Source organism: Chryseobacterium sp. WG14 (genome assembly GCF_024586945.1).
Taxonomy (GTDB): Bacteria; Bacteroidota; Bacteroidia; order Flavobacteriales; family Weeksellaceae; genus Chryseobacterium.
Genome location: NZ_JALCZD010000004.1, coordinates 318,748 through 340,449, shown reverse-complemented (window position 1 = coordinate 340,449; position 21,702 = coordinate 318,748). Strand labels below are relative to the sequence as shown.

The following is a 21,702-nucleotide window of genomic DNA, read 5'->3' as shown; positions in this document are numbered from 1 at the left end:
TATCTGTATAAATGTAAGACGCTTATAGTTTTAAACAAAACATTATAATCCATTATTTAAACTTTGGCATCTCTGATCTTTTGACAGGACAAATTTGTGCCGGAAAAAACAGAAAAGCCTCAACATATGTTGAAGCTTTATTAATTTATTTCTTTCTTGATCCTGCTGAGCTGAGTGGGTGTAATGCCTAAATAAGAGGCTATATGATGCTGTTTCAATCTGTTATGAAGAGGCTTATTTTCAAGAAGCTGCAAATAACGTTTCTTCGCGGTTTCATATTTTAAAGATACTTCCAAAGGCTCTTTTTTTACCACCCAGTTTTTCTCTAAATAATGCAAGTGAAAGAGAGCAAGATCATGGTATTTTTCCAGTAATTCCCGATAGGCTTTGACCGGATACTGTATCACTGAACAATCTTCAAGAGCAATGATATTAAAATCGCTGGGTTCGTTTTTAATAATGGCTGCAGTAGATGCTACAAAGCTGTTTTCTTCAAAGAAGATTTTGTAGATATAATCTCCCTGTTCATCAATGGTATAATACCCTATCAATCCTGATTGTAAAAAGTAATAATATCTTGCCATGCTCCCGGATTCCAGAAGCAGCTCATTTTTATGATATTGCTTTTCAGTACAAATGTCTAACAAAGCAGCAGCTGTTTCCCCGGATAAAGGATAATACTGATTAATCTGCTCTAAGAATGTTGATTTGTTCATTGTTTTTTAATCCAATATCTTCTTCATCATTAAATCGGTCTGCTCCTCATCACCAAGTCTGAAAATATGTTTGTCAAATTCAACAAATCCGTTTTTTCTGTAAAAGTTCAAAGCTCTCAGATTCTCCTCCCAAACTCCCAGCCAAAGGTAGGATTTGCTTAACTGTTGAGCCGTTTCCAATGCCTGATCATATAAAAGCTGCCCCACTTTTTTACCATGATGGCTTTTTTTGACGTAGATTCTCTCAATTTCAAGACCGGTTTCATCCTTTAATTCGGTCTGTGCTTCACCTGAATTGATTTTAAGATAACCCACAGGGTTGTCTTCTTCCCAGGCAATATAGAACAGAGAATCCTGAGTTTTGAGTTCAGAGGTTAATTGGGGAGTATTAAAACTTTCTTCAAGGTACTTTTCCATAGCTTCATCAGTATTATCTTCTGCAAAAGTTTCAGTAAAAGTTTGTATTCCCAGGTTCTGTATAGTTTCCAGGTCGTCTATTCCGGCTTTAAGGATCGTTATTGATGACATAGTATATATTTATTGCTCTAATTTATTAATAAGATTTTTTATTTCGGGTATGCTGAGTTCTGTTTTTGTTTCTGTTTTTACAATATTCTTTAAAATTCTGATATGGGCAGTTTTTAAAGCATTTTCAGCTTTTACTTCCTGGTCAGGTAGTACTCCGATATGTTCCCAGTTGGTATGGCTGGTTAAAGAGGTTATTTTTCCCGCCGGAACAAGAAGTAAATACTGATTTTGAAGTATAAAATGATCTACCGGATTGGCAGCACCACCCGTTTTTTCACCTATTACTTCTGCTAATTTATGTTGTTGCAAAAAGTAGGCAAGGCCTTCTGCGGCAGAAAAAGTAGTTCCACTGGTAAGAATATAGATTTTTTTATGGAGATATTTTGTCCCGGCAACATTAGATTGAGTACTGTTCATTACAGTCTTATCATCATGTCTGAAATAGGTGGTATAAAGATCTGTTTTTTTATCAAAAAAATAACTGCAGAATAACAGAAGCATTCCATTGTCCCCTCCTTCATTTTCTCTAAGATCAATAATCAGGGAATTGGTATTGGCCACAAAATTCATTGCTCCGGCCAACGTAGCTGCACTGGCTTCAGGGGATGCGAAACCTTTAAAATTAATGTAACCTATATTGCCTTCCAGCCGCCGGACACTTTCAAAGCCAAAATTTTCAAGACTGTTATGAAAATTGTTTAATCTCACCTTTTCCTTTTCATCAACCAGTTTTTCAGGACTATAGTTTTCTAGATATTTAACAAAAAAATGTCCGTCTTTGATATCTTTCCTCAACTTTTGGGTGAGGAGTGCCGCAAAATCTTTTTTATTTAAGGTAGTATAAGTTCCTTTTTTAAGGTCACTTTGAAACAAGGAATCTACCTTTTTATAAGTTGTTTTATCAATATAATAGCTCTTTACTTTTTCTGTAATATCAGAAAGTACTGCTGTCATATCATCTTTCTGCGCATAAGAATATAAAGAATGGAAAAGGAAAATTCCTGCCAATAATTTTTTCATAGAAATAAGTTTAAATATTTCAGTAAAAATATCTCAATGGAAATCGTAGAAATTGTAAAAATGGAAACTTAGATATAAAACCAGATATTATTCTTTTCAGTATCTACGTTGTCAAAGAATTTCCCGGGGCTTATTCTTGTCAGCTCCTTAAAGTCTTTAATAAGATGCGACTGATCATAAAAAAGATGCTCATATGACAGTTCTGTAAGACTTTTGGATTTTTTATTTGAGATTAACACATTACGGAACCGCTGGATCTTTCTGAATTCTGAGGCAGGTTTAAACAAATACTTCTTGGAGACTTTATTGACATACTGTCTCGTTATTTTATTTTTTGCCGCAATTTCTTCGATACTAAGTTCTGTTTCAAAATCGGCCAGGATTGTATAGGCCAGCTTTATATCTTTCTGAGAGAATATTGAAAGCCAGTAATGTTCCAGCATTTCAATTTGATTACTTCTGTTGGGTTCTTTTAAAACGGCAGTAATAATCTCTTTAAAATCTGAAAGTTGAATATTTTTTTCCAGAGCTTCACTGCCATCTGCATCAAAAAAGTGATAAATCCCCAGTGGCTTAAAGTAAAGCGTGACTTCATTAACAGATTGCTTATAAAAGATCTCTGTAGGTTCAGTACATCTGAAAACAAAATCCATCACCACATTTTCTGATAAAGATCTGCTGATCTCCACCCTTCCTTTAACTTGAGTAACGGATACATCCTGACAAGCTGATACAATACAATAATTATCCGGAAATGTAAGATACCTGACCGGCTGATGATCGTCATCTTTTTCTATAAAATAATACCCTTCAATATATTTTTTTAGAACAGGATGTACCGGCTGGTAAAAAGTAACTTTCATATAATCGGAGGTCTTAAAAAAAGAATCTTACAATAATCTTACGGACTGCTCCTTACGAAAATAATATTTTCTTAAAAGCTTCCGAAGCCAAATGTACCTGTACACTCCAGTCATCTGCGGCATCACTTCCTGCATCGTCAGAAATGTATTTCAGGCATAAAAACGGAATGTTTTCTTTTTGAGCAATAAGCGCCAGCGGATATGCCTCCATATCCACAATATTATAATCCGTCTCAGAATGGTTCATTTCAAAACTATCGCCACTGCCACAGATTCCTTCTTGTAAAGCATCCATTTTAAGTCCATATTCCAATACAGGAGGTACTCCTGACAGCGGAGTCTCATAGAGTTGAAATCCAAGCCCTCTCACATCCATATCCCGCTGGATAAATTTTGTACAGCATACCACTTCTCCTTTATGAAACCCTTTGCTCCCTGCCGAACCTAAATTAACAATCAATTTGGGTTTTCTAAGATGAATTTCTCTGGTCAGTTCTATCGCTGCATTGACTTTTCCAATTCCTGTTACCAATTTATTTTTTCCGTCAAATACAGTTCCTGCTTCTGAGTCTAATGCAAAAACAAAAAGAGTATCCGCTATTGGATAATGAGCTTCGTTATTAATTTTTATCATAGAGAAATGAGATGTATACCTTGTTTATAGAGTCTTACAAAGATATAATAGTTTTCTGTATTTTGTAAATATTATATAGTCTGAAACTTTTGTCTTTGAACATTAAGAATAATAAATATCAGATAACTGATTATAAAAGTAAACAAAGGAATTTCAAATGATAAATAATTAAATTTTACAAGAGGGACCTCTATCATTCTGCTTATGAGGGGAGAGAGCATTAGAATAAAGCTCAGGATTGTGACTGGAATTCTGTTTCGCCAACCGGTTACATTCAGTACAATTCCTAAAATTCCCAGAATTGCAAATATCTGATCAGTATTTCCAACATCAAAGACCGTAAACAAAAGCCAGCATATAAATGGCAGGCCAATCATTTCACCTGCTAAAATGATCAGTAAATAAGAAATAATGGAGACTATTCTCACACTGCTACTAATTTTCATAATCAACTTTTTAAGCTATTCCATGAGTTTTTAAATCATGATGATACTGTTTGGTAATATTGATTACAACATTGAAATAACATTTTCCTCCATCATGTACAATCAATTTTTCAGTTCGCCAATCATTATTATCCATATGCTCACAGAAGCAAAACACTCTAACAATTTTTTCTCCATTAGAATCTGTTGAAACATAATATTGTCTAAAGTAATTCCTTAAGTTTAATCTATATTTCTTATTCTCGATTTTATCATTGTACTCATTGACAGCCTTGATTACATTTTTATCTATGATCTTTAATTCAGATTGGGTAAGATCTGCCTTCTTTTCAGTAGCATCATCAAATATTGCAATATAATTTTGCTCCTTTAAAGTATCCAATGCTATAGAAGGAATATATTCAATGATTGGTTCTTTATTATTTTTACAGCTTATTGATAAAATAAATGGAATAATAGTTAAGAAATGTTTCATTAATTGGAGATGATCTTAGTAAAGATAAGTTTCAAATATAAAAATATTCCAATATATTTCAAAAGATTTTTCACAATCCAATAAACATCTTATGTAAAACCCCCAAAACAAAGTCAAAATGTTTTGGGGGTTAAAATAAATATTAGATACTGCATCCATCAGCATCACACGAAGCACCACTGCCTCCTGAAATATCCTTAAAAGGACTTACCGTTTCTTTATAAGTCTGCTGAAGTGCTTCTTCAAAAGCTTCTACCGGCTGTGCTCCGGAAACAGCATATTTTCCATTCAGGACAAAGAACGGAACGCCGGAAACCCCATTATTTCTGGCTTCCAGAATATCCTGGTTCACTTCATAATCCAACTGATCTGAAGTGACAGCCTTTCTTGCTTCTTCTTTATCAATTCTTAAATTTTCTGCAAGAGAAACCAAAACTTCCGTGTCCCCTACATTCTTACCATCGATAAAATGGGCAATGAATAAAGCTTCTTCCATCTCATTAGACTTGTTGTACTTCTTAGCCAAATGAAGCAATTTGTGGGCACTGAAAGTATTAGTGATCAGAGCTTTTTCAAAATTAAAATCAATTCCCGCTCCTTTTCCCATCTGGGCAACCTGACTGATCATTTGGGTAGCCTGTGCTTCAGGAAATCCTTTCTTTTCTCTAAAATATTCAATTGTATTCTGCGTTTGCTTTGGGTCCAGACTTGGATCCAGTTGGAAACTCTTCCACTCTACTTCTACTTCATCTTTAAAAGGAAGTTTGTTCAGCGCTTGTTCAAAATTATTTTTTCCGATATAACAAAACGGACACATCACGTCCGACCATATTTCTATTTTCATTGTAGGTATTTTATGAAATTTACTACAGCAAAGATACGAATTTATTTTAATGTAATAAAATTTGTTACAGTTTATTCTTTACAGGGTATTGTAGACTGGTTCCGTTTTTCATACAGTCCTTTTAAGATCATCATGGAAAATGCAAGAAGTCCAAAAATAACTCCAATCCAGGGTGTAAAGACGACTCCTTTTGTGACAATAATCCAACCTCCGATAGTTGTTCCTAAAGTAACCCCTAAATTTCCAAATGATGTTGCCAGGCTATTGGCAAATTCTAAAGAACCCGGAGCTGCTGATATCATATAAGTAGAAGCATTCAAAAAGCTTGGGGAATAAAGAAATCCCCAAATCCCTATGACCAGAATAGTGGCTATCATATTTCCGTCTGAAACATATAGCAGGATGGGCACTAAAATGGTTCCGGAGAGGAAAAATGCCGTTGTTACGGCTACATTTTTATTAAGCATTTTCCCGGCAATCCAGTTGGCGAAAATTCCAATCGTTCCAAAAACCAGCAGCATATAACTTATCATTGTAGTGTCCATACCTTTTGCTTTGTTCAGGTAGTCTGCAAAATAGCTGTACGTAGAAAACCAGGCTGTAATCATAAAAAAATTAGTCAATGTACTTAAGACAAAAGAAGGCTGAGTAAGTATACTTACCTGACTTCCAAAAGATTTCTTCTGCAGTACCGGCATTGACGGTAACAGAAACTGAATCGTAATAAGTGCTATTAAACTTACTGCAGTCTGAATCATAAAAGAATATTCCCATGACCAAAGGCCGGAAACCCACGTAGCAAAGGGAACTGTGGTTACCATAGCGATAGCAACTCCATTGAAAACAATGCTCATCAGCCCGTTTTTTTTATGTTCTTCGGCCTGAGATATGGCTACAGACAGAGCAGATGCAATATACACAGGCTGTAGAAATGCAGGAAGAATTCTAACAATCATCAGCAGCCAAAATGGCGGTGAAAATGAAGAAACAAATCCTGTAACCAAAAACATAAAAATAGCAGCCAGCATTATTTTTTTCCGGTCAAACCCTGAGGTAAGCAATGTCATAAAGGGCCCCGTAAGAGCAATTACCAGGGCAAAAGCACTCAACAGATAGCCTGCTTTATCAATACTGATACTGTAATGTTCTGCAATCTGAGGAAGAATACCAATGACCCCAAACTCCGTTGTGATGACTGCAATAAATCCCAGACAGCCTATATAAGCATACTTTTTCATAGCTGATTTTCATTAATCGTTTTAAAATTCTGCTGGGCAAATTCAGCGATTTCATTAATTGCGGATTGTGTTTCATCCAATACTTCTCCCATATGCATAAATCCATGAACCATTTCGTTATAAAGGCTTTTTTTGACAGCAATACCTGCATTTTCCATGTTGCCGGCAAGCTGCTTTCCATCATCAATCAACGGATCGTGTTCTGCTAAAATAATCAGTGTGGGTGGAGTCTTTTTAAAATTTTCCAATAAAACAGGGATTGCTAAAGGATTGTTGGCCTGATCTTCAGGAAGATACCAGTTCCACGCCTGTATTCCTCCTTCTTTATTTAAAACAGGACCGTTTTCGTACACTTTCCAGGAATTGGAAGTGAATGTATTGTCTGCAGCAGGGTAAATTAATACCTGAAACTTCAGCAGGGCTCCTACCTCCGTTGAAACAGCTGCTGCAAGTGCCCCTCCGGCACTGTCGCCTATAATTCCAATTTGATTTTGATCGATTCCTAAAGAATCAGCATGGTCTGCCACCCATTTTACAGCATCAATAGTATCATTAAGTCCCGCAGGAAAAGGATGCTCAGGAGCAAGACGGTAATCTACAAAAATAATGACAGAACCGGTTTTATTGGCTAGCTTACGGGCAACAGCATCGTGAGTTTCATATCCTCCGGCAATAAACCAACCCCCGTGTACATAAATAATGGCGGATGATTTCTGAGCTGTTTTTCCCTTAGGGCGATAAATACGGATGGGAATCTGATAATTTTCCTTCGGAATATTCAATTCTTCAATCATAGTCACGATTTCCTTTTTCCCGCTAAGCTGAAGCGTCATTGTTTCAAGGTATTTTCGGGTATCATCTAATGGGCTCTGGGCATTAAATGAGTGTATCTTTTCTAATTGATTTAAAATCCGATTGATTTGTGGTGTAAACTGCATTGTTATTTAATTTTAAATTACATTATTTCAGCAGGGAACTGTAGCGCTATCATTCCTTTATTGCTGTGTTTTTCTCTTTGATGGTACAAAATTAAATTTCAAGCCTTACATTTGCACTGTATACAGTGAATTGTACGGTACTAACAAATTTGTAAGTAATGGGAAAAATAAAAGAAAACTCAACCAATAATATCAACAGGCAGTATATTCATGAATGTGATCTCACCTATGCGGTTTGTAAGATTGGAGGAAGATGGAAACTTCTGATTCTGGATAAGCTTAAAGACGGAAAACTGCGTTTCAGTGAACTTCGGAAATCAATTTCAGGAATAACAGAAAGAATGCTTACCCTGCAGCTGAGAGAACTGGAGAAAGAAGGCTTATTAAAAAGAACAGTTCATGCCGAGGTACCACCCCGAGTAGATTACGAACTCACTGATATTGCCAGAGAGCTTATCCCTATCTGGAACGAGCTAAGTAAATGGGGAGGAAAACATCGGGAATTGCTACAGGAACAGGTAGAAGTTTAGGAATAGCTTTATATCACAGGAAAATATAGAACTTCTTCTTATAAAAACAAAATCTCTGATCAATACTAATCAGAGATTTTTTATTATTGTATGAGTGTGATCTCAGTTTTTGTTGACTCTTTGACAAAAGAGGATATGGGCAATCAGTGCTAAAACGCCAAAGGTTGTTCCTACAAAACAAACCCCTGCCCACTGTGCTTTCTGCCATGCAACAGAAGCCAGCCAGGTACCTAATGATCCTCCAATGAAATAAGAAACCATATACACCGTATTGAGTCTGTTGACAGCATTGGATTTTATCAAAAAGTAATTGGTTTGGTTCATAATATGGCTGGACTGTACCCCTAGGTCTACAAGAATTACTCCTACAATCAGTCCCCAATAGGTTTCTCCGGCAAAATAGGTAAACCCCCAGCTTCCAATGACAATCAATAACGAATACAGTATAATCCGGTTGAGATCCAGATATTTTTGCAACTTTCCTACTTTCGCAGCTGCCAATGCGCCTACCGCTCCTGCCAGTCCGAAACTTCCTACCACTGAAGAGCCAGCATTAAAAGGCGGCTTTTCCATATGAAAAACCAAAGTAGTAAACAAAGCACACATAGACCCGAAAGCCATTGCTCCCCGGAATGACGCCAGCTGAAGAATAGGCTGTGTTTTGGCAAGATGAGCCACAGAACGCATCAGTTCTTTATAAGTGCCTTTGAAATTCGGATGCAGTTCCGGAAGCATTTTATAAACAGCCACCCAAACTAAAATCATTAAGCCTGCTGCAATTCCAAACATAGCTCTCCATCCCCAGACTTCCCCTACAATTCCGCCCACAAAACGGGAAAGTAGAATTCCTAATAACAGACCGGACATTACAAGCCCGATATTGCCAGCTTTCTCCTTATCTGATGATAGCTCTGCCGCAATGGGAACAAATAGCTGCGGGATAACAGATGTTGCTCCGATCAGTAGACTGGCTGCGTATAGCATCCATAACTGTGTGGCAAAAGTCATCCATAACAGGGATCCAAAAACAAGAAATAGATCAATTAAAATCAGTTTTTTACGGTAAAATTTATCTCCCAATGGGACAAGCAACAATAATCCCAGCGCATACCCAATCTGGGTAAGTACCGAGATCCTGCTCGCTGCACTTTCCGAAACATTAAGATCTTCAGAAATAAGGGCCAGCAAAGGCTGGTTATAGTAATTATTAGCTACCACAAGCCCGGAAATAATGGCCATCAGCCAGATTACAGTCCTTGAAATACCGTTAGAAGCGTTCTCCTGCATATTACAAATAAAATTAGAGTGGGTAGAAAATGATTTCGAATGGTGGAGCCTGTCAGATCCGTCAGAAATATATTCTTTTTTTAAGAGTTCAAAGGTAGTCATTTTAATACAAGGAAATCATCTATTTAATCTGTCGGTATAATAGATTATTTTTCTCAAAACTGCCTTTAATAAAGTATTTTTGAAGTATCAATATGTTTTTATCTTACATTTGCCAAACACACTTATTTATGAATGATATCGATTCTAAAGGGCAGATTCTAAAACGGTCTGCAGAAGCAAAAGAAATTTACCTCCCTCACCTTTCAGCGGATCCTGTTATTTTTGGTTTTGATCAGAATGAGCTGAAAGTTTTGCTGGCAAAAATGAATTATAAAAAACAATGGCTTCTTCCCGGAGGATATGTACGTAAGGATGAAGATCTGGATGAAGCCGTACTCAGAATCCTGGAATCCCGGACAGGTATAACCCATGTTTTTCTTGAAGAATTCGGGGTCTTCGGAAAGAAAAACAGAAGTGAGTCTTATTTTGAAGATTTTGATGACAGTCTTTTCCAGAAACAGCGGTTTATTTCGGTGGGCTATTATGCCCTGTACCACTCTTCTGAAATCAATCCGGTTGCTGACGAAATGAGTGAAACCTGTGAATGGGTTTATTTAAGGCAGCTTCAGGAAATTGAGCTTGCTATGGATCACCGGGAAATCATTGAAAAGGCACTGCTGACTCTCAGGGAAAAAATTTCCTATAAACCTATCGGATACAATCTGCTTCCTGAAAAGTTTACCCTTCCCGAACTGCAAAAACTCTATGAAGCGATATTGGGTAAAACACTTAATCGCGGAAACTTTTACAGAAAGATTAAAAACTTAGGCATATTAAGAAAACTAGAAGAACAAAGACGTGGAGGAGCCCATAAATCCCCTGATCTTTATTCTTTTGATCAGGAAAACTATACAAAAGCCTTGAAAAATGGTTTGAATAACTGGTAGATCATCTGTACGATTGCTTTTGTTGATGATCCTGATTGATGAAAAACCTTTGAACTTTTAGAAATATTGAAGAAATTTGCATCATGAAAATCATTCCCCTCAAAGAAGGTAATTTCTCAGCAAGCAAAACAAAAGATTTCAGTCTTTTAACATCAGAAAATTTTGATACGGCCAAAGGGATCAAAATGTCTGTACAGCCTTTTCTGATTATCACAGAAAATGACTATATCCTTCTGGATACTGGTATTGGATGGAAAAATGAGAATGAAGTCACTGTTGTTTCTGAAATCCTGAATAGAGAAAATATCAAACCGGAACAGGTTACAAAAGTACTGCTCTCCCATCTCCATAAAGACCATATAGAAGGTGCTGTAACAGCTACAGACTATGGTTTTGAACCTACCTTTCCGAATGCTGAAATTTACATTCAAAAGCGTGAGCTGGATTTTGCCATGGAGAATAAAGGGAATCCTTCTTTCGATTTCGGGATCCTGGAAAAAATGATCCAATTTCCTAATATTGTATGGATGCATGAAGATAAAGGGCAGATTACCGATGAGATAGCGTACGAAGTGGTTGGCGGTCATACCCCTTTTATGCAGGTTTTCTGGATCCGGGAAAACGGAGAAACGGCTTTTTACGGTGCTGATGATCTTCCCCAGGCCTCCTATTTAAAATATCACCTGGCTTACAAAAGTGATTTCGACGGCAGAAAGGCAATGGAGTTAAGGCTTACATGGGAAAAAGAAGCAAAAGAAAACCGTTGGAAAATACTCCTTTACCATGATCTGAACAAAGCTATTATAGAAATTTAAGTTCAAAAAAAATGGTTTAAATTTCATTAAACCATTTATAAATATCAAGCTCAGAAGGAATATTGAGTTTCTTTCTGATCCTGTTTTTCCTGTTTTGTATTGCTTTTGGAGTAACAAATATACATGTGGCTATTTCTTTTGTCGTCATATTAAGCTTCAGGTAAATACAAAAAATAGCTTCAGAATTTTTAAGGCCAGGCTGTATAGCAGACAATTTTTCGAAAAAATCAGGATAGACTAACCTGAACTTACTAAGTAAACGAGGAGAGTTTGCTTTAGCAAGTGCCATAATTTCGTCTTCTACAAGAATCTTCTGATTCAAATCCTCTAAATTGGATTCAGGTTTTTTGTTTTTCATAGTACGTTCTCATCTCTACTAAAGTCTGATGCAGCATTATTGTATGCATCAGTACAATATCTTTTTCTCTTATCAATTTCTGTTTTTACCATTCAGTACAGAAATTAAATAATTTTATGTATTAAAAGTTTTATTCTTTTTTCTAAATACAATTCAATAACAGCAATTATATTTTACCAGTATTGAGCTATCATGTTAAAATATTACACATATAGGATTACTATCATTTTTATACAGAGCAAAGAAAGAAAAAATGATTAAAATTCTATTAAAACAGTGTACCACATACATACCACGTTATGTTTTTAAGCAAAATATCATAACCGCTTTCATCAGGCGGTTTACCATTGTTTATGTCTCTTTATTTTAACATAATGTAAAAGTAGCAGATTCTTTGTTCACTTTTTATGATCCTGATCAATACCTTTCAATTTATTGATTTCATAAAAATGAATATTTGTGGTAGATATATGGTACCACATGGTGATAAAAACAAATAAAATAGATGTTTCTTTATTTTTTTAAATGCAGCATTCCTGTTATCTATAAAAAGGTATTAGGAATATTTTGAAGTTTAATTAGCTATAGTCACGAATATGATCAATGAAGATTTATTAACTTTTTTTGGAGCCGAAATAATAAACTATAAAGCGGGAGATCTCATTTTCCGTGAGAAGGAATATCCGATGTATTATTATCAGATTGAAAAAGGAAAAATTAAGCTTAACAACTATACTGAAGACGGAAAAGAATTTATTCAGAACCTATTTTCTGACGGCCACAGTTTTGGTGAGTCACTGTTATTTGTAGACCGTCCTTATCCTATGAACGCCGTAGCCATGGAAAAATCCTCTATCTTCAAAATGTCCAGAGAAAAGTTTTTAAGTTTAATAAGGGGCAATCCTGAGATTTCGCTGAATATTTATCAATGTCTTGCGGAAAGGATGTATTATAAATATATTATGCTTTACAATCTCTCTTTTCAAAGCCCCGTTTCAAAATTAAAATTGCTGCTGGATTACCTGAAAAGTTATCACGATGATAAAGCAGCCTATTCATTTCAGGTACCGCTTACCCGTCAACAGCTTGCCTCGCTTACCGGATTATGTGTAGAAACTGTTATACGTACCATCAAGCAAATGGAAAAAGATAATATTGTAAAGATTGAGAAAAGAAAAATCTATTATTAGGAAAGAAAACATCTATAAGAAGCTTCCTTTCCTTTAAATCAACTGAGTAGTCTGGGTGTAAAGACTGTTCTTACAGATCAAGCTGTCTTTGAAATTCCTCTATATATTTTGCAAGATGAATACCGTCTGCCAACCCATGATGTGCCTCAACAGATACCGGCATGTATTTTTTTCCATCGCGGATATTAAATTTTCCAAAAGCAACCTTCGGAACCGATTCTGTTGTATTAAAATCTGTAGGATGTAAAATAGCGGTGAAAGAATTCCATGGAATAGTCGTATGCCTTACATGATCTTTTCCCAGCCTTTCATTGCTTAACCGAAGCCCTGATGATTGATGTACTCCTTTTATTTCTTCCTGCAGGGCAGTATTGAAAATTTCAAAATCTTCCGAAAAATGAGTAAAAGAAAAGCCAAAAGTACCGTCAGGCCTTCCAATAGTACTTCCCGCATGAACTGTATCAAACTGAATGACCTCTCCCTCTACTATTCTAAGCTTTAATTCTTCAACTGTATTGATAGCAACCATAGATTTATGGTAATAATAAGCGAAGAAAGAATACCCGTTTTCTTTAGCCGTTTCATAGGCTTTTGTGCAATCTACCTCCGTTGTAAAGCCAAGGTACGGACTTGCCATACCTGAAAAAAATTCAAAATGCTCCTTTCTGTTCCAACTTTCAATATCGACGATCTTCATTTATTTTTTATTTGCTGCAAATTTCAGAAAGTTTCCCGGTTTTTAAAAATTTCCTGTGAAAAATATAATAAAAACTTATTCGGTAAAGTTCCCTGGTTGGTTAATTTTTTGCTTCAGAATAAGAAAAATAAGATCATGGATATCCACAACGTAAAAGGAACTCATTGGTCAGCCAGAAAAGTTGATCATATTTATATTGTAAGCCTTAAAAATCATTCTAAAATTGTTGAAACTTTAACAGATTTTGTACGGGACCAGAATATTCAGGCAGGAGAAATTACGGGAATAGGAGCTGTAAGTGAGGCTACCCTTCGTTTCTTTAATCCTTCAACAAAAAATTATGTTGATACAACTTTTAAAGAACAAATGGAAGTAACCAATATTTCAGGAAATGTTGCTGAAATAGAAGAAAAACTCACCCTTCACCTCCATATTACCCTGGGGAGAGAAGATTATACGGCTCTTGCCGGCCATCTGTTAGAAGCAACTATTCAGGGGGCTGCAGAATTTATTTTTTACCCGCTGTCTACCAGGGTAGTAAAAGTTAGAAATCAAGAAATAGGGATTAACCTCTATGATTTTGAGAAATAAGTTGCCAGTTGTTGCTGACAGTATTATTTGATGAAATATTCATTTGAGGTTTGAGGCTCTGCTTGAGATTATCTTCAGCACGGCATGGCGATCTTAATTTGAGGCGATGTCTGATATGTTTAAAGCAGAAAAATGATCCCTTATATAGAAAAAGGAGCGATTATTCCCGCTCCCTTTTAATATTGCTGTGTCTTTTAACAATGGAATTTCACCATCATTTTATTTTAAGCTAAACTTCAGATGTTGTCTTCCCGTATTTTTTTTTAAAAGAATAATAAAAATGGGAAAGATTTTCAAAACCAAGATCCAGATAGATATCTGATGGCTTCTTTTGTTTGTACCTGATCAGATAATACGCTTCTTCCAGTCTTTTTTCCTTGAGCCATTGTTTGGGTGTTTTACTGAAAGTTTTATTAAAATCTCTCTTAAATCCTGAGAGACTTCGCCCTGTAAGCTTGGCAAAAGCCTCTACAGAGACGTTGAACATGAAATTTTTATTCATAAATTCTTTCAGGTCGATCTTATGAGGTTCTGAAAAATCAAACAGCAAATTCTTAAAATCCGGATTGCTTTGTAAAATAAGCTCTATAGCTTCCCTGATCTTTAAAATAGCAAGTCTCAGCGTCACTTCTTTTGTTTTGTCAACATACGGAAGAAGAGACTGAAAATAACCTCTGAAAAAATCATCCGGTTCAAAAAATAATCTTTGATTACCCGCAAACGGAGCATCCATAACAATTTTATTTTCTGTAGCATATTGCCGCAATGTTTCAAGATCAAGGGTAATTGATATAAACTGATACTTCTCTTTTTCTGAAGGATATTTAATAGTTCTGATCAATTGATTTTTTCTGACCAGCACCACGGTATTTTCTTTAACAACAGTTTTCCCCTGATCATGAAAAGCATGCGTTTCTCCGGATATTTGAAATCCCAGAAAATGATCCGGAATAAATTCTTCATGCCCCCTGTACGTTTCAAAAGCACATGAATAAACCAGTTTATCAAAGATGATTTCAGAAGTATTCTCCATTGTACAAATATCTGAAATTAAGCGATACCGGAAGCGCCTGCCGTTGCAATCTCTTTATCCTGCTCGGGACTTCCGCCTGAAGAGCCGATTGCTCCGATAATTTCTCCCTGAGTATTTTTAATAACTACTCCTCCGCCAATTGTTAACAGTCCCCCATTAGAAATCAGCATTCCATAGCCATGCATGTCAGCTCCGGCAATAATACTGCCCATAATATCACTGTCAACACCAAACATAACAGCCGTCTTTGCCTTTTTCACTGCAAAATCAATCACCCCATATACACTGTCTAACCTTGCAAAAGAAACCAGATGTCCCCCGGTATCCACCACGGCAATGCTTACAGGAATATTCAGCGTTTTTGCTTTCCGGACAGCTGCTTTTAATGCTTTTTCTGCCAGATCATAATTGATTCCCATATGATTAACTTTTTGCCGTCCATGCCTCAGCCTGAAGCTGTTTTACAAAATCCTCCGTTTCTTTGGGATGTACATTTCTAAAATTGGAATGATCATCTAAAGCTACATTCACAATGCAGTCTGCCATAGATTGTGGATCTAACTGATGAGCCAGTGACTCTGCAGTACCGTCAAAGACAGATGGAGGCGTAAAGTTGGTCTCAGGATTATACCATCGGAAAATAGAGTCTACCCCACGGTCATTAAAGCCTGTTCCAAATACTCCAGGATTGCAGGTTGCAATTTTAATATTAAACTGGGCCAGTTCTGTTTTTAAACCTTCTGCAATAGATTCCATTGCATGTTTTGAGGCACAGTATGCAGCAACATAAGGTACAGTCCACAGCCCACCCATAGAAGTGGTGAATACGATTTTACCCGGCTTCTTTTGTTCAATGAACTTTTTGACGAACCCCTGAGCCAGCTCCAGCCCACCAAATACATTCACATCAAACATAGAACGGATCAATTCCAGTGGCTGTTCAGCAATAGGGCCTCCTTCCATAATCCCGGCATTGCTGATTAAAATATCGATATCATATTTTTGATGGATATAAGCGATATCACGGGAATTGGTGACATCCAGCTTATCAACTGTAAGATCGATTCCCTTTTCTTTAGCTTCTCTGATTAAATCACTCATCTGAGGATAAACCTGAGCTGTGGCAATTACTTTGTGTCCTTTCTTTGCCAAATCAAAAGCAGCAATCTTCCCAAATCCGCTTGCTGCACCTGTAATCAAAATTGTTTTACTCATTGTATTCTTTTTTATGATGATACAAATTTCAAAGATTTGCGAAAGGTTACTATTGTTGTAAAGTTCAATTTTTTATTGCTGGAAAGTTCATCTGATGTATTGCGACTACAAGGTATTTTTTCATATTGCGGTGTAAAAGTAAACGGTTTATTGTAATTTGGTTAAGTTTTTGAAGGTCATTCTATAAAACCAATCACACCATTGAAATTAATCACATTTACTAAAAAAGGTATTTACTGTCCACAGGGAAAATTTTATATAGATCCCTGGAGGCCTGTAGATATGGCGGTCATTACCCATGGACATGCTGACCATGCCCGTTGGGGAATGAAAAAATACCTCTGTCATCATTTTACAAAACCGATCCTGTATCAAAGAATAGGATTGGATATTGAATGCCAGGGAATAGAATATGGAGAAAAAATTAATATGAACGGTGTACAGGTTTCCCTTCATCCTGCGGGCCATATTATTGGTTCTGCACAGATCAGACTTGAATATAAAGGATATGTAACGGTTATTTCTGGTGATTATAAAGTTCAGTATGATGGGCTGAGTACCCCTTTTGAACTGGTAAGATGTAATGAATTTGTTACAGAGAGTACTTTTGGACTGCCTATTTACAATTGGCTGGAAGTTCAGGATTTAAATAAAAAGCTACAGAACTGGGTACTGAAGAATAAAGAAAACAGTAAAACCTCTGTATTTATTGGATATTCTTTAGGAAAAGCCCAGCGGATTATGAAAGCTGTGGAAGGATTGGGAGAAATATATGTCCATTACTCCATTGGAAAATTGAATGAGGCTTTTGAAACTGTCGGAATCAAGCTTCCCGATTATACCATTGCAGATTTTAAAGAACGTCCAAAAGAGATGGAACACGAAATTGTTATTGTTCCGCCGGCTTTACTGGACAGCAATATCATTAAAAAAATTCCTGATCCGGCAACGGCCCTATGTTCAGGATGGATGCAGGTGCGGGGTGCCCGAAGATGGCGGAGTGCAGATGCAGGATTTGCTATGAGTGACCATGCAGACTGGAAGGGGCTTTTGCAGACCGTAAAAGCTACAGAAGCCGAAATTGTTCATGTTACCCATGGACAGACTGAAATATTTTCAAAATATCTGAATGAAATTGGCATTCATGCCGATGTGGTGGAAACTCTTTTTGGTGAAGATGATGAAGAAACAGAAAAGGTAAACCCTGAAAACCCTGAAGTATGAGACATTTTGCAGATCTGATCAATGCTTTGGAAACAACCAATAAAACCAATGCTAAGATTGAGGCTATCCTTGATTATCTGGAACGTTCTCCGGATGATGATAAGCTATGGTTTATTGCTTTATTTACAGGCAAAAGGCCCAAAAGAAATGTTAACACCAATTACATGAAAGAATGGGTCTTGGAAATAACGAAACTTCCATTCTGGCTATTTCAGGAATCTTATTCTTCTGTAGGAGACCTTGGAGAAACAATTTCACTGATCCTTCCTCCGCCTCAGGAAAAAATAGACCGTACTTTATCACAGTGGATGAACGAAATTGTTCATTTAAAAGATAAAACAGAGGCAGAAAAGAAAGCATTTGTTCTGAACTCATGGAACGGTCTGGACTATACGGAACGGCTGATCTTCAATAAATTAATAGGGGGAAGCTTCCGCATCGGTGTTTCGGATAAAACATTAATCAATGCCCTGAAAAAATTCTCGGGACAAGAATCCAGTGTACTGATGCATAGCCTTATGGGAAAATGGAAGCCTGATGAAGTTTCTTTTAAAGAATTAATTTCTGCTGAAAATATCAACCCGGATAATTCAAAACCCTATCCGTTCTGCCTTGCCTATCCATTAGAAAAAGAGCCTGACCAGCTGGGAGACCCTCATGAATGGCTGGTAGAATATAAATGGGATGGAATACGGGGGCAGATCATCCGCAGGAATGATGAAGTCTTTATATGGTCCAGAGGAGAAGAGCTTGTCACAGAACAGTTTCCGGAAATTGCAGATACTGTAAAAGCCATGAAAGGCAACTTTGTTTTAGATGGAGAAATACTTGCGGTAAAGGATGGTAAAGTTTTAAATTTCAATGAATTACAGAAAAGATTAAACAGGAAGAATTTAACTAAAAAAATGATATCGGAAATCCCTGTAGAAGTATTCGTTTATGACCTTCTGGAGCTTGAAAATAATGACCTGCGGGAGAAACCTATTTCTTCAAGAAGGGCAATGCTGGAAGAGTTAATACTCAATGAAGATCCTGAAAACATTACCATTTCCAGAAATATTGATTTTGAGAAATGGGAAGAATTAAATGCTATACGGGAAAATTCAAGGGCTATTAACAGTGAAGGATTAATGCTAAAGCAAATGAACTCTCCCTATCACTCCGGGCGGAAAAAAGGAGATTGGTGGAAATGGAAGATTAATCCGTTTACCATTGATGCCGTTTTAATCTATGCCCAAAAAGGCAGCGGCAGGAGAAGTGCTTACTATACCGACTACAGTTTTGCTGTAAAAAATGGAGATACTCTGGTAACCATAGCAAAAGCCTATTCCGGGCTTACGGATAAAGAGATTATGGAAGTCAGCCGGTTTGTAAACAAAAATGCAATTGAAAAATTTGGTCCGGTGCGAACCGTAAAAGCAGAGCTTGTTTTTGAAATCGCTTTTGAAGGTATAGGATTCAGTAACCGTCATAAAAGTGGTGTAGCCTTAAGGTTTCCCAGAATTGTAAGATGGCGGAAAGATAAAACGGTGGATGAAATTGATAATTTGGAAGAAATAAAAAAATTAATACAGTAATTTGGCAGCTTTTGAACATACCGACGGATTTACAATCATTCAGCAATGGATGGCTGGTAAAAATAGGTCACCTTTTAAGTTCCAAACGGATACATGGCGAAAATTTGGAAGCGGATATAGCGGAATGGTGGTCGCTCCTACCGGTTTTGGTAAAACATTTTCTGTTTTTTTAGCCCTGGTTTCTGATTTCCTGAATCACCCTGAAAATTACAAAAAAGGCTTGCAGATGATATGGATTACTCCTCTCCGATCTCTGTCTAAAGACATTGCTAAGGCTATGCAGGAAGCAATTGATGAAATTGGGCTTGATTGGGCTGTTGGAGTAAGAAATGGGGATACAGATCCAAAAGTAAGGCAACAACAGGTAAAGAAAATGCCTGAAATTCTTGTGGTAACTCCGGAAAGCCTGCATCTTCTGCTGGCACAGAAAAATAACGGAACTTTTTTCCGGGATTTGAAAACTGTTGTTACTGATGAATGGCACGAACTTCTGGGTTCAAAACGCGGGGTAATGGTAGAACTGGGGATTTCACAGCTTAGAAAGTATGTTCCCAAAATTAAAATATGGGGAATCACGGCTACCATTGGAAACCTTGATGAAGCCATGGAAGTTCTTATTCCCTATGACATAAAAAAAGTAAAAATTACCGCCAAGGAACACAAAAAAATAGACATCATTCCAGTGTTCCCGGATGAAATAGAAATATTACCGTGGGCCGGGCATCTTGGGAATAAATTGGCAGATAAAGTAGTCCCTATTATTCTCGATTCAAAATCAACCATTGTTTTTACCAATACCCGAAGCCAAAGTGAGATGTGGTACCAATTGCTGCTGGACGCTTATCCTGACTTTGCCGGACAAATAGCCATTCATCACAGTTCTATTGATGCCCATCTCAGAATCTGGATTGAAGAAAACTTAAGCTCAGGAAAATTAAAAGCCGTAGTTTCTACTTCATCTTTAGATTTGGGAATAGATTTTAAACCTGTAGATACCGTCATTCAGATTGGCTCAGCAAAGGGTGTAGCAAGGTTTTTACAACGTGCCGGACGAAGCGGACACTCCCCTTTTGAAACTTCTAAAATCTATTGTGTCCCAACGCATTCTTTAGAACTGATTGAAGTGTCGGCTTTAAAAGAAGCTGTAAAACAGAAGGTCGTAGAACCCAGAGAACCTCAGGTTCTTTGTTTTGATGTTCTGGTTCAGTTTCTGATGACTCTGGCAGTAGGTGATGGCTTTTATCCTGATGAATTATATGAGAGGATCAAAAAAATATATGCTTTTCAGGAAATAATGGACGAAGAATGGAAAGGTATCCTTGAATTTCTTACTATTGGCGGCCAGGTTTTAAAAAACTACGAAGAATTTCACAAAATCGTCATTATGGAAGACGGTTTATACAAAGTAACTTCACGGAAAATAGCCATGCTTCACCGGATGAATATGGGAGTAATTGTGAGTGATGCCATGCTGAAGGTAAAATTTATTTCCGGTGGGTATGTGGGAATGATTGAGGAATATTTTATCTCAAAACTGAAAAAAGAAGAGAAATTTATTTTAGCAGGCCGTACACTGGAAATAGCCATGATAAAAGATATGACTGTCTATGTAAGGTCAGCCAAAGGAAAAGCCCTGGTGCCAAGCTATCTGGGTGGAAGATTACCTTTAAGCTCCAATCTGGGACATTTTTTGAGGGAGAAACTTTCCCATGCTTTAAGTCCTAAAGCTTCGGAAAAAGAACTGAAATTCCTGCATCCGCTGTTAGTAAACCAGGAAACCAACTCTCATATTCCCAAAGAAGATGAGTTTTTGGTGGAAATGATCAGGAATCGTGAAGGATATCATCTGTTTATGTATCCGTTTGAAGGAAGGCTGGTTCATGAAGTAATGGCAGCATTAATTGCTTACCGTATTTCCAAGCTGGCTCCTATTTCCTTTTCAATGGCCATGAATGATTATGGATTTGAGCTATTCAGCGATAAGGAAATCCCTCTTAACGATGAAAATCTACCCTCTATCTTAACAAGGGATAACCTTATGAATGATGTGATTGCCAGTATTAATTCCGCAGAAATGGCAAGAAGGAAATTCCGGGATATTGCAGTGATCTCAGGAATGGTTATTCAAAATTATGCAGGTAAACAACGGTCCAACAAATCATTACAAAGTTCTGCAGGTCTTATTTTTAAAGTACTTGAAGATTATGATCCCAATCATTTCCTTATCAAACAGGCTTATACTGAGGTTTTTAATATGCAGCTTCAGGAACAGCGTCTTGTAGAGGCATTCAAAAGAATTGAAAAATCTGAGATTATTTTAAAACATTCCCGTTCATTCACCCCGCTAAGCTTTCCGATAAAAGTAGACAGCCTGAGGCAAACGCTTTCCAGTGAAGGGCTGGATGCAAGGATCAGAAGAATGCTGAAACTTTAACGGAGATGTTTTTACACTAAAACCTATTACAAGTCTAACATCTCTGAAACTGTGATGCTT

At 36.8% G+C, this 21,702-nt stretch carries 24 protein-coding genes; 8 read left to right on the top strand and 16 right to left on the bottom strand.

What is annotated here, in order from left to right; genetic code table 11:
* Positions 1–140: 140 nt before the first annotated feature.
* The 10 genes from MP478_RS09750 to MP478_RS09705 all read right to left on the bottom strand — a co-directional run bounded on the left by MP478_RS09750 (position 141) and on the right by MP478_RS09705 (position 7,702).
* Positions 141–716: a Crp/Fnr family transcriptional regulator gene (locus MP478_RS09750; RefSeq protein WP_257188717.1), complete on the bottom strand. Its 576-nt coding sequence runs from the start codon at positions 714–716 to the stop codon at positions 141–143.
* A 6-nt stretch (positions 717–722) separates the two neighbouring features.
* Entirely contained in the window at positions 723–1,244 is a 522-nt protein-coding gene (locus tag MP478_RS09745) for a GNAT family N-acetyltransferase (protein WP_257188716.1), read from the bottom strand.
* A 9-nt stretch (positions 1,245–1,253) separates the two neighbouring features.
* Positions 1,254–2,264 (bottom strand): S41 family peptidase, encoded by a 1,011-nt coding sequence (locus MP478_RS09740; protein WP_257200338.1) that lies wholly within the window; start codon positions 2,262–2,264, stop codon positions 1,254–1,256.
* A gap of 68 nt (positions 2,265–2,332) precedes the next feature.
* The gene (locus MP478_RS09735) at positions 2,333–3,127 is read right to left on the bottom strand and encodes a helix-turn-helix domain-containing protein (protein WP_257200337.1); all 795 of its coding nucleotides are present in this window, start codon (positions 3,125–3,127) and stop codon (positions 2,333–2,335) included.
* Between the two features lie 52 nt (positions 3,128–3,179).
* Complete coding sequence (locus tag MP478_RS09730) at positions 3,180–3,761, bottom strand: nucleosidase (RefSeq protein ID WP_257200336.1); 582 nt, start codon at positions 3,759–3,761, stop codon at positions 3,180–3,182.
* A 71-nt stretch (positions 3,762–3,832) separates the two neighbouring features.
* Positions 3,833–4,207, bottom strand: coding sequence for a hypothetical protein (locus MP478_RS09725; protein WP_257188712.1), 375 nt, complete (start codon positions 4,205–4,207; stop codon positions 3,833–3,835).
* A gap of 10 nt (positions 4,208–4,217) precedes the next feature.
* On the bottom strand, positions 4,218–4,682 hold the full coding sequence (locus tag MP478_RS09720; RefSeq protein WP_257200335.1) for a hypothetical protein: 465 nt from the start codon (positions 4,680–4,682) through the stop codon (positions 4,218–4,220).
* A gap of 142 nt (positions 4,683–4,824) precedes the next feature.
* A complete protein-coding gene (locus tag MP478_RS09715; protein ID WP_257200334.1) occupies positions 4,825–5,526 on the bottom strand; it encodes a DsbA family protein in 702 nt (233 codons plus the stop codon).
* Between the two features lie 71 nt (positions 5,527–5,597).
* Positions 5,598–6,764 carry an MFS transporter gene (locus MP478_RS09710; protein ID WP_257200333.1) on the bottom strand — a complete coding sequence of 389 codons (1,167 nt, stop codon included), beginning with the start codon at positions 6,762–6,764 and terminating at the stop codon, positions 5,598–5,600.
* Entirely contained in the window at positions 6,761–7,702 is a 942-nt protein-coding gene (locus MP478_RS09705; RefSeq protein WP_257200332.1) for an alpha/beta hydrolase, read from the bottom strand. Before MP478_RS09705 ends, MP478_RS09710 begins: the two co-directional genes overlap by 4 nt.
* Positions 7,703–7,860: 158 nt before the next feature.
* Here MP478_RS09705 and MP478_RS09700 point away from each other — a divergent pair, with 158 nt between their 5' ends.
* A complete protein-coding gene (locus tag MP478_RS09700) occupies positions 7,861–8,232 on the top strand; it encodes a helix-turn-helix domain-containing protein (RefSeq protein ID WP_230036307.1) in 372 nt (123 codons plus the stop codon).
* A gap of 102 nt (positions 8,233–8,334) precedes the next feature.
* Here the strand turns inward: MP478_RS09700 and MP478_RS09695 are convergent, their stop codons facing one another.
* Entirely contained in the window at positions 8,335–9,621 is a 1,287-nt protein-coding gene (locus MP478_RS09695) for an MFS transporter (protein WP_230036309.1), read from the bottom strand.
* A gap of 128 nt (positions 9,622–9,749) precedes the next feature.
* Here MP478_RS09695 and MP478_RS09690 point away from each other — a divergent pair, with 128 nt between their 5' ends.
* Positions 9,750–10,508 carry an NUDIX hydrolase gene (locus MP478_RS09690; protein ID WP_257200331.1) on the top strand — a complete coding sequence of 253 codons (759 nt, stop codon included), beginning with the start codon at positions 9,750–9,752 and terminating at the stop codon, positions 10,506–10,508.
* An 83-nt stretch (positions 10,509–10,591) separates the two neighbouring features.
* On the top strand, positions 10,592–11,323 hold the full coding sequence (locus tag MP478_RS09685; protein WP_257200330.1) for an MBL fold metallo-hydrolase: 732 nt from the start codon (positions 10,592–10,594) through the stop codon (positions 11,321–11,323).
* Between the two features lie 16 nt (positions 11,324–11,339).
* Here MP478_RS09685 and MP478_RS09680 read toward each other — a convergent pair whose 3' ends face one another.
* Positions 11,340–11,681, bottom strand: a complete 342-nt coding sequence (locus tag MP478_RS09680; protein WP_230036315.1) for a hypothetical protein — start codon at positions 11,679–11,681, stop codon at positions 11,340–11,342.
* Between the two features lie 596 nt (positions 11,682–12,277).
* On the opposite strand from MP478_RS09680, the gene MP478_RS09675 reads away from it, so the two are divergent.
* Complete coding sequence (locus MP478_RS09675; protein ID WP_257200329.1) at positions 12,278–12,871, top strand: Crp/Fnr family transcriptional regulator; 594 nt, start codon at positions 12,278–12,280, stop codon at positions 12,869–12,871.
* Between the two features lie 70 nt (positions 12,872–12,941).
* Here MP478_RS09675 and MP478_RS09670 read toward each other — a convergent pair whose 3' ends face one another.
* Complete coding sequence (locus MP478_RS09670) at positions 12,942–13,568, bottom strand: chloramphenicol acetyltransferase (RefSeq protein ID WP_257200328.1); 627 nt, start codon at positions 13,566–13,568, stop codon at positions 12,942–12,944.
* A 135-nt stretch (positions 13,569–13,703) separates the two neighbouring features.
* Here MP478_RS09670 and MP478_RS09665 point away from each other — a divergent pair, with 135 nt between their 5' ends.
* Entirely contained in the window at positions 13,704–14,159 is a 456-nt protein-coding gene (locus MP478_RS09665) for a PPC domain-containing DNA-binding protein (RefSeq protein WP_257188704.1), read from the top strand.
* 229 nt (positions 14,160–14,388) lie between these two features.
* On the opposite strand, the gene MP478_RS09660 is transcribed toward MP478_RS09665, so the two are convergent.
* From MP478_RS09660 to MP478_RS09650, 3 genes are read right to left on the bottom strand one after another with little or no spacing between them, the layout of a single operon-like run.
* On the bottom strand, positions 14,389–15,192 hold the full coding sequence (locus tag MP478_RS09660) for an AraC family transcriptional regulator (protein ID WP_257188703.1): 804 nt from the start codon (positions 15,190–15,192) through the stop codon (positions 14,389–14,391).
* Between the two features lie 17 nt (positions 15,193–15,209).
* A complete protein-coding gene (locus MP478_RS09655) occupies positions 15,210–15,611 on the bottom strand; it encodes a heme-binding protein (protein WP_257188702.1) in 402 nt (133 codons plus the stop codon).
* 4 nt (positions 15,612–15,615) lie between these two features.
* A complete protein-coding gene (locus MP478_RS09650; protein WP_230036327.1) occupies positions 15,616–16,407 on the bottom strand; it encodes an SDR family oxidoreductase in 792 nt (263 codons plus the stop codon).
* Between the two features lie 201 nt (positions 16,408–16,608).
* Here MP478_RS09650 and MP478_RS09645 point away from each other — a divergent pair, with 201 nt between their 5' ends.
* The 3 genes from MP478_RS09645 to MP478_RS09635 are packed head-to-tail and all read left to right on the top strand — an operon-like array spanning position 16,609 to position 21,642.
* Positions 16,609–17,631, top strand: a complete 1,023-nt coding sequence (locus MP478_RS09645; protein WP_257200327.1) for a ligase-associated DNA damage response exonuclease — start codon at positions 16,609–16,611, stop codon at positions 17,629–17,631.
* Entirely contained in the window at positions 17,628–19,208 is a 1,581-nt protein-coding gene (locus tag MP478_RS09640) for an ATP-dependent DNA ligase (RefSeq protein ID WP_257200326.1), read from the top strand. Before MP478_RS09645 ends, MP478_RS09640 begins: the two co-directional genes overlap by 4 nt.
* A 1-nt stretch (position 19,209) precedes the next feature.
* Positions 19,210–21,642, top strand: coding sequence for a ligase-associated DNA damage response DEXH box helicase (locus tag MP478_RS09635; protein WP_257200325.1), 2,433 nt, complete (start codon positions 19,210–19,212; stop codon positions 21,640–21,642).
* The last annotated feature ends 60 nt before the right edge of the window (positions 21,643–21,702 follow it).